The sequence below is a fragment of the Streptomyces sp. NPDC003697 genome (genome assembly GCF_053587115.1).
Genome location: NZ_JBSFNN010000027.1, coordinates 69,608 through 78,364, shown reverse-complemented (window position 1 = coordinate 78,364; position 8,757 = coordinate 69,608). Strand labels below are relative to the sequence as shown.

At 70.9% G+C, this 8,757-nt stretch carries 6 protein-coding genes and 1 riboswitch; of the genes, 3 read left to right on the top strand and 3 right to left on the bottom strand.

Annotated features, from left to right (window positions below; all coding sequences use genetic code 11):
• Positions 1-89 precede the first annotated feature (89 nt).
• A complete protein-coding gene (locus ACWDNY_RS14115; protein ID WP_361500515.1) occupies positions 90-506 on the bottom strand; it encodes a cobalamin B12-binding domain-containing protein in 417 nt (138 codons plus the stop codon).
• 650 nt (positions 507-1,156) lie between these two features.
• On the opposite strand from ACWDNY_RS14115, the gene ACWDNY_RS14110 reads away from it, so the two are divergent.
• Positions 1,157-2,023, top strand: a complete 867-nt coding sequence (locus ACWDNY_RS14110) for a lipase family alpha/beta hydrolase (protein ID WP_451645992.1) — start codon at positions 1,157-1,159, stop codon at positions 2,021-2,023.
• 291 nt (positions 2,024-2,314) lie between these two features.
• Positions 2,315-3,874 carry a M23 family metallopeptidase gene (locus tag ACWDNY_RS14105; protein ID WP_451645991.1) on the top strand — a complete coding sequence of 520 codons (1,560 nt, stop codon included), beginning with the start codon at positions 2,315-2,317 and terminating at the stop codon, positions 3,872-3,874.
• 102 nt (positions 3,875-3,976) lie between these two features.
• On the opposite strand, the gene pcrA is transcribed toward ACWDNY_RS14105, so the two are convergent.
• The gene (pcrA, locus tag ACWDNY_RS14100; RefSeq protein WP_451645990.1) at positions 3,977-6,490 is read right to left on the bottom strand and encodes a DNA helicase PcrA; all 2,514 of its coding nucleotides are present in this window, start codon (positions 6,488-6,490) and stop codon (positions 3,977-3,979) included.
• Between the two features lie 343 nt (positions 6,491-6,833).
• Positions 6,834-7,008: riboswitch (cyclic di-AMP (ydaO/yuaA leader) on the top strand.
• Between the two features lie 8 nt (positions 7,009-7,016).
• On the opposite strand from pcrA, the gene ACWDNY_RS14095 reads away from it, so the two are divergent.
• Entirely contained in the window at positions 7,017-8,195 is a 1,179-nt protein-coding gene (locus ACWDNY_RS14095; RefSeq protein WP_451645989.1) for an NlpC/P60 family protein, read from the top strand.
• Positions 8,196-8,349: 154 nt separating this feature from the next.
• Here the strand turns inward: ACWDNY_RS14095 and ACWDNY_RS14090 are convergent, their stop codons facing one another.
• Positions 8,350-8,703, bottom strand: a complete 354-nt coding sequence (locus tag ACWDNY_RS14090) for a hypothetical protein (protein ID WP_451645988.1) — start codon at positions 8,701-8,703, stop codon at positions 8,350-8,352.
• Between the last annotated feature and the right edge of the window lie 54 nt (positions 8,704-8,757).

Genomic DNA, 8,757 nt, shown 5'->3' with positions numbered 1-8,757 from the left:
CCTCGTACTGGATGTACTCGGGCTTCCGGCCGGTGCGGCGAGAGGGCGTGCCGGGCGTCGCGACGGGGCGAACGTTGCCTGCCGCGGCACTAGGCCTGAGCCGGCTGACGGACGTTCGCCCTGACCCAGTCGACGATCGACTGGGTGGTCGCGCCGGGGGTGAAGATCTCCGCGACGCCCTTCTCCTTCAGCGGCGCGATGTCCGCCTCCGGGATGATCCCGCCGCCGAAGACGACGATGTCCTCGGCGTCGCGCTGCTTGAGCAGGTCGATGACGGCGGCGAAGAGCGTGTTGTGCGCGCCGGAGAGAATCGACAGGCCGATCGCGTCGGCGTCCTCCTGGATCGCGGTGTCGACGATCTGCTCCGGGGTCTGGTGGAGCCCGGTGTAGATGACCTCCATACCGGCGTCGCGCAGGGCCCGCGCGATCACCTTGGCGCCCCGATCGTGGCCGTCGAGCCCCGGCTTGGCCACCACCACGCGGATAGGACCGGCTGCCACACCCATCACTGCCTCCATGAAGCGACTACTTCCATCCGTACCGACAAGTACCGCACAGGTCGAGCGCGTCCAGCATGCCGGGCACGTCGCACGGTCCCGCCATCGCCTCGCTCACCGCACCGAATGCGCCCCTGCGGTACGGACGCCCCGCACCACGGCGTCCGGGGAAGTGAACGAACGTTATCGACAGCATCCCGCACCCGGCAGTTTCGCGGTGTGAACCGTAGGGCAAATCACACAGTGGGACACTCCTCCGGGCTCTGCGAGCAAGGAGGACATGGAAGCCGCGCAGCGTTCCGCACTGCCGCGGCCCCCACGTCGCACTCTTCCGCGGCACGGGGACCACGGCGGGAACAAGCGCCAGGACGGCCGCGAGGAGGCCGTCGCACCACCGCGCCGCAGGCCGTACGCACCGGTGGTACGACGCATCGGCGAGAGTACGAAGGGCACGCAGGGCAGATACGGCACGACAACGGGGAACCCCCTCGGTGCATGGGCAGGCAACCGCCCCGCCACCGCGTCGGCGTCCCCCACGGCACACGCCGGACCCGCTCCGCACACCCCTCGCACATCGCGCCCTCCGCCTTCGCCGCGTCCGCCCGCGAGGGCACACGGGGGGCACCGCCGCCCTGCCGTGTGCCGACAGGAGGTCGGCCATGAAGGTCACCAAGGTCGCAGAGCCGCTTGTCCCGTTCTGCCAACGCCTGCTGCCGATCAAGCTCGCCGGGCTCTCGCTGTCCCTCCTGAAGGCGACCGCCCTGGAGTGCGCCATCCTCGCGGGCCACGTCCTCCTGTATCCCTCGGGCATCGTCCAGGAGCGCCGCGGGGCCGCCTCCCCCCTGCCCGCGCCGGACGGCACGACGAAACTGCCCACGCAGACCAAACCGCCCGTCGTGCTGCTGCACGGCTTCATCGACAACCGCTCGGTGTTCGTCCTGCTGCGCCGCAACCTCGCCCAGCACGGCAGGCACCGGGTCGAGTCCCTGAACTACTCCCCCCTGACGTGCGACATCCGCACCGCGGCCGAGCTGCTCGGCCGGCACATCGAGGAGATCTGCGAGCGCACCGGCAGCAGGCGCGTCGACGTGGTCGGGCACAGCCTGGGCGGGCTGATCGCCCGCTACTACGTGCAGCGGCTCGGCGGTGACCTGCGGGTGCGCACCCTCGTCACCCTGGGCACTCCGCATGCCGGCACCCGGGTCGCGCCACTGGCGAACGCGCACCCGATCGTGCGCCAGATGCGGCCCAACTCTGAGCTGATCAAGGAGCTGGCCGGCCCCGCGCCCGGGTGCCGTACGCACTTCGTGAGCTTCTGGAGCGACCTCGACCACGTGATGGACCCGCTCGACGCGGCCTGCATCGACCACCCCGACCTGAGCGTGGAGAACGTGCGGGTGAGCGGCATCGGCCACCTGGCGCTGCCCCTGCATCCCGCCGTCGCGGCCGGTATACGGCAGGCCCTCGACACCGTACGGCCGGGTGACGGGAGCGCCGGACGCGCGGGTGGTCTGACCGTGGCGTGACAGCGCCCTGAGACCGCAGGCGCTCAGGCACTCGTCGCCGGGCGCGCGGTCCGGGAGCTCGGGCCGTCCCACGCTCGTCCGCCATGGCGCACTCGCCGAATGCGCGCCCAACCGAGTTCGAACATACCTCGAACACAAAGCCAAAGCCGTGTGTCGGCCCCGCCGAAACAAGGCCGAATGCCCGTTTCCAGCGCCAGGGAAACCTGTGGAAGATTGTCGCGCCCGCGTACTGCCGGGTACAGTCGCCGCACTGCTCTGCCAGCCCCTGTTGTCGAGGCGAAAGAGAAGTTGGTGAACGACCGTCACCCGTCGGGGACCGCGACCACCCCGGCTCCGGCCTCCGATACGGCCTCGACGCCCTATGCGTCGTACGGCGTACAGGAGGCCTCGTACGGCGACTTCACCCCCTACGGTTCCACGGACGCCACCAGATTCCACACCGGCACGCACGCCACGGCGAACTTCGCGACCGACCCTCTCTTCGGCGACTTCCCCGTAGACGGCCAGGCAACCGGCACCTACGACTCCGCCCACTGGACCACGGGCGGCCGGCAGGCCCCGGCCTACGACCCCTACGCGGCCCAGCACCACGCCGCCTACGACACCGGGGCGTACGACACCACCGGCTGGACGAGCGGCTACCAGCACCTGGCCGCCATCCCGCACCAGAGCGGACCCGTCGACGCGACCGGCCAGTGGGACGCCGACGCCTGGCTCCGGCCCGACGCGCCCGGCTCCGCCGAGGACGGCACCCAGCAGTGGGACTGGGGCACGCATGCCGTCGACACCGGCGCCTACGACGCGACCCAGTGGAACACCGACGGCGACGGATCGGGCGCCGCGCCCCGGACCCACGACGAGTACGAGCAGCGGGCTGAGCCCTTCGACCAGCAGGCCACCGCCGCCTTCGACCAGCAGGCCACCGCCGCCTTCGAGCAGCTGACGGACTCCGCCACAGCCGGCGACTACGGGACGGACCCGTACGACGAGGGGCACCTGGACGACCAGTCCGCCTGGACCGGCGAGCTGCCCGCCGACGCGCCGCTGCTCGACGACCAGGAAGAGATCACTCCGCTCGCCGCGTCACCCTCACGTGCCGCGACCCGCGGCGCGGCCCGTTCCCGCCGACGCCCCCCGGCCAGGCGCTCCGCGCTGCTGACGGTGGCCGTGCCCTCGGCCTGCGTGATGGGGGTCGCCGGGATCGCCGCCGCCTCGGTCGGCACCTTCACCGACGACGGCAAGGACACCTCGACGACCGCGTCCGAGGCGCACGCCGTGCAGCCGTCCGCGGCCAACATCAAGCTCGACACCCAATTGCAGAGCCTGTCCGCCGGCGCCGACGACTTCGCCGACCGGGCCAGCCGCACCCAGGAGCGCATCGACCTCAAGGCGCAGCAGGAACTCGAGAAGAAGAAGGCGGCGGAGGAGGCGGCGCGCAAGGAGCGGCTGCGTCCGAAGTTCGCCCTGCCGGTCGCGCAGCACGGGCTGAGTGCCTACTACGGCCAGGCCGGCGTGAACTGGATGTCGCTGCACACGGGTATCGACTTCCCCGTGTCGTACGGGACGACGGTCATGGCCGCGACCGACGGCACGGTTCGGACCCAGTGGAACAGCGCGTACGGCAACATGCTGATCCTGACCGCGAAGGACGGCACGGAGACGTGGTACTGCCACCTCTCCAGTTACCGGGTACCCTCCGGCACGCAGGTCAAGGCCGGTGAGCCGATCGCGTACTCCGGCAACTCCGGCAACTCGACCGGCCCCCACCTCCACTTCGAGGTGCGGCCGGGCGGCGGTTCGGCGATCGATCCGCTGCCGTGGCTGCGCAGCCACGACCTCAACCCCAACTGACGGCGCCTCGGCGTTCAGGCGGTCCGGCGCTCCGGCATTCCGACGTATCGACGTATCGGAGGGGCCCCGACCGGTCGGGGCCCCTCCCTCTGCCCCCTGGGACTACAGCTTCTCCACCGGCGCGTACCGCAGCAGCAGCCGCTTCGGCTTGGTGTCGCCGAAGTCGATCGTCGCCTCCGCGTTGGCGCCGGTGCCCTTGACCGCGACGACGGTGCCGAGTCCGAACTGGTCGTGGGTGACCCGGTCGCCCACGGCCAGGGACACCACCGGCTTGTCCGCGGTGCGGCGCGTGGCGAAGCCGGAGGCGCCGGACGCCGACGAACGCGAACGGGACGACGACAGCGAAGCCGCCACCGCGGACGCCGGACCGGAGGACATCGCCGACGAGCCGCCCGTCCGCTTCCAGTCCACGTGCGCCGCCGGGATCTCCTCCAGGAAGCGGGAGGGCGGGTTGTACGACGGCTGGCCCCACGCGCTGCGCATCGTCGAGCGGGTCAGGTAGAGCCGTTCGCGGGCGCGGGTGATGCCGACGTACGCCAGCCGTCGCTCCTCCTCCAGTTCCTTGGTCTGGCCGAGGGCGCGCATGTGCGGGAAGACGCCGTCCTCCATGCCGGTGAGGAACACGACGGGGAACTCGAGGCCCTTGGCGGTGTGCAGGGTCATCAGCGTGATGACGCCGTCGCCGTCCTCCTCGTCGGGGATCTGGTCGGAGTCGGCGACCAGCGCGACCTGCTCCAGGAAGTCGGCCAGTGTGCCCGGTTCGCCCTCGCCCCGCTCCTGCTCGAACTCCATCGCGACGGCCGCGAGTTCCTGCAGGTTCTCGATGCGGGTCTCGTCCTGCGGATCGGTGGACGCCTGCAACTCGGCCAGGTAGCCGGTGCGTTCGAGGACCGCCTCCAGGACCGTGGCGGGGCCGGCGCCCGACTCGACGACCGTGCGCAGCTCCTCCATCAGCGTGTTGAACCGCTTGACCGCGTTCGTGGAGCGGGCCGCCATGCCGTACGCCTCGTCGACGCGGCGCAGGGCCTGCGGGAAACTGATCTTCTCGCGCTGGGCGAGTGCGTCGATCATCGCCTCGGCGCGGTCCCCGATGCCCCGCTTGGGCACGTTGAGGATGCGGCGCAGCGGCACCGAGTCCTCGGGGTTGGCCAGCACCCGCAGGTAGGCCAGGACGTCCCGGACCTCCTTGCGCTCGTAGAAGCGGACTCCGCCGACGACCTTGTAGGGCAGGCCGACGCGGATGAACACCTCTTCGAACACACGGGACTGGGCGTTGGTCCGGTAGAAGACGGCGACGTCGCCTGCCTTGGCGTCGCCCGCGTCGGTCAGGCGGTCTATCTCCTCGGCGACGAACTGGGCCTCGTCGTGCTCGGTGTCCGCGACGTACCCGGTGATGCGGGCACCGGCGCCCGCATTGGTCCACAGGTTCTTCGGGCGCCGGGACTCGTTGCGCTCGATGACCGCGTTGGCGGCGGACAGGATCGTCTGCGTCGAGCGGTAGTTCTGCTCCAGCAGGATGGTCGTGGCGTCCGGGTAGTCCTCCTCGAACTGGAGGATGTTGCGGATGGTCGCGCCGCGGAAGGCGTAGATCGACTGGTCGGCGTCACCCACCACGCACAGCTCGGCCGGCGGGACGTCGTCCTCGCCCGGCGGTACGTCCACGGGGTGCTCGGAGGTGCCGACGAGTTCCCGTACGAGGGCGTACTGGGCGTGGTTCGTGTCCTGGTACTCGTCGACGAGTACATGACGGAAACGGCGGCGGTAGTGCCCGGCGACGTCCGGGAAGGCGCGCAGCAGGTTGACCGTCGTCATGATCAGGTCGTCGAAGTCGAGGGCGTTCGCCTCACGCAGCCGCGACTGGTACAGGGCGTAGGCCTGGGCGAGGGTCTTCTCGAAGCCGTCGGTGGCCTGGGCGGCGAAGTCCTCCTCGTCGATCAGTTCGTTCTTGAGGTTGCTGATCTTGGCGCTGAACGACTTCGGCGGGTAGCGCTTGGGGTCCAGGTCGAGATCGCGGCAGACCAGGGCCATCAGGCGCTTGGAGTCGGCGGCGTCGTAGATCGAGAAGGACGAGGTGAAGCCGAGCTTCTTCGACTCCCTGCGCAGGATGCGGACGCATGCGCTGTGGAAGGTCATCACCCACATCGCGCTCGCGCGCGGGCCGACGAGCTGCTCGACGCGCTCCTTCATCTCCCCCGCGGCCTTGTTCGTGAAGGTGATCGCGAGGATCTGGCCGGGGTGGACGCCCCGCTCGCCGAGCAGGTGGGCGATGCGGTGCGTGAGCACACGGGTCTTGCCGGAGCCGGCGCCGGCCACGATGAGCAGGGGCGAGCCGGCGTGCACGACCGCGGCACGCTGGTTGTCGTTGAGCCCCCGCAGGAGCGCGGCGGCGTCCACGACCGGGCGCGGGGCGCCGTCGCGGTAGTACCCTCCCGCACTCTCGCCCCCGCCGGAGCCGGAGGCGCCCCACCGGTCCGGCGGCACGTCGAACTTCCCCCCGAACAGATCGTCCGGAACCGGTTCCGGAGCGTGCTCGTCGTCGGGCGGTGGGGGCTCCCCCTCGTGGCCCCGCGGAGCCTGGAGGTCGGCCAGGAAGCTGTCGTCAAAGAGGCTGCTCATCGCTCTACGAGTCTAGGGCGCCGCACCGACAACCGGCCGCCGCCCTGAAACATCGCCCGATCCGCCCGGCCGGCAACCGTCCGCGACCGGTCATGACCGGCTGTGGTCTGCTTCGCTCGGTGAACGACCGTCCACGATCGGTCGGCGACCGCTCCCCCACGCTCCCGGCGGCGACCGGAAGATCTCCTCACGGAGCGGAGCCGCACGCTCACAGGAACGGCAGACCCGCCCCAGGTCACGGAAATGTATCGGGCATATCGCACATCAACCTTCACAACAGCCACACCAGTTGGCTAGCGTGCCGTCGGACCGTACGACCCTCTCCGGCGAACGTCGCCGGGCCGTGCGGCCTCCGCCGAGTCCGGCCTCGCCGCCATGGGAGCCGGAGCCGGGGACCCACACCGAACCCCGGGGTGAATCGGTCCGGACCTCCCCGCGAGTACGGACCGTAGGGCAACCCTTCCGAACCACCCGCCCGAACCCGACAGCTAACCCGGTAGGCGGACGATGGAAGGAGTCGCCTCCCTTGGCGTCGCACCGCAAGACGCGCCCCACGGGTACGGGCGTGGCAGGCATACGCACCCCCGCGCTGGCCACCGCCGCCCTCACCTCCGTGGCCCTGCTCTCCCAGTCGGCCAACGCCGCCCCCGCCGACGACGACAGGCCCAGCATCGAAGAAGTCGAGAAGAAGGTCGACGACCTGTACCGCCAGGCCGAGTCGGCGACCGAGAAGTACAACGCCGCCAAGGAGAGGACCGGCAAGCAGCGCAAGCGCGTCACCACCCTCCTCGACGACGTGGCCAAGCGCACCGAACGGCTCAACAGGGCGCGTGAGCGGCTGGGATCGTTCGCCGCCGCCCAGTACCGCACCGGTGCCTCCGCGCCCGACACCGCCACCTTCCTGCTCGCCGACACGCCCCAGGACTACTTCGACCAGGCGCAGCTGATGAGCCGGCTGACCGAACGTCAGAAGAGCATGGTGGACGACTACGTCACCGAGCAGTCGGCGACCATGGAGAAGCGGCGGGAGGCCACCCGCAGCCTGGAGACGCTGACCGAGTCGCAGGACGACATCAGGACGGCCAAGACCACTGTCCAGAGGAAGCTCGCGGACGCGCGCGAGCTGCTGGCCACGCTGAGCGCCCAGGAGAAGGCGCGGCTGGCGGCCCTCGAGGAGCAGCGGCAGCAGGAGGCCGCCCGTAGGGCCGCGGAGCTGGCGCGGCAGCAGGCGGCCCGTACGGCGGACCAGGCCGCGCGACAGGACGCCGGCACCTCGGGGCCTGCGGCGGGGCCGTCCGCGAGCCCCTCGGGAGGGGCAGGTTCCCCGACGTCGGACCTCTCGTCCGCCACCAAGGCCGACAAGGCCCTCGCCTTCGCCCGCGACCAGATCGGCAAGCCGTACGTCTGGGGCGCGACGGGGCCGGGCTCCTACGACTGCTCCGGGCTCACCCAGGCCGCCTGGAAGGCCGCCGGCGTCACCCTGCCGCGCACCACCTACGACCAGGTCGACGCGGGCACGACGGTGCCGCTCTCCCAGGCCCGGCCCGGAGACCTGGTCTTCTTCTACGACGACATCAGCCACGTCGGCGTCTACATCGGCGACGGCATGATGATCCACGCCCCCAAGCCCGGCGCCTATGTGCGCGAGGAGTCCGTCTACTACGACGGCGAGTCGGCGATCCACAGCGTGGTGCGCCCGGCCTGACCGAGGGCGTCCCCCCGCGCCCCGGGGGCGCCTCCGGCTGATCCGGTGGCCTCCCGCCCGGCACCGAACCGGGCACCGATCCGGCACGCGCACGGCGGGCGGGACCGGAAGCGCGTCGCCGGTCCCGAGGACCGGCGCGCGCCGAACGGGCCGGTCAGGTCCAGAGCACCGCGATGAAGACGTTCGCCGTGGTCAGCAGCCCGACCAGCCCGAACATGCCCTTGCTCACCCTCTCCTCGTCCCGCTTCACGTAGACCAGGCCCATGATCACGATCAGCAGCGCCAGCTTCACGCCGATCTTGATGTTGTTGACGTGCTGGTCGTCGGCCTGGTTGAGGCCGACCAGGATCACGCCGGTGACCAGCATGGTCAGGGCACCGTGCAGCATCCCCGGCACGAAGCGGGCGGTGCCCTGGCCCATCGCCTTCACCTGGGTGAGGAAACCACCGAGGAGCGCGGCGATGCCGACGATGTGCAGACCGACGAAGAGATGGATGAGTACGTCCATGGCCCGGGAGCCTACGCGGCCCCGCCGCGCCGCCTTCGTCCGGCCCATAGCACC

Coding starts and splice junctions, on each gene's coding strand:
- pcrA (WP_451645990.1), bottom strand. CDS start 6,490: ATGAGCAGCCTCTTTGACGACAGCTTCCTGGCCGACCTCCAGGCTCCG.
- ACWDNY_RS14090 (WP_451645988.1), bottom strand. CDS start 8,703: ATGGACGTACTCATCCATCTCTTCGTCGGTCTGCACATCGTCGGCATC.
- ACWDNY_RS14115 (WP_361500515.1), bottom strand. CDS start 506: ATGGGTGTGGCAGCCGGTCCTATCCGCGTGGTGGTGGCCAAGCCGGGG.
- ACWDNY_RS14110 (WP_451645992.1), top strand. CDS start 1,157: ATGAAGGTCACCAAGGTCGCAGAGCCGCTTGTCCCGTTCTGCCAACGC.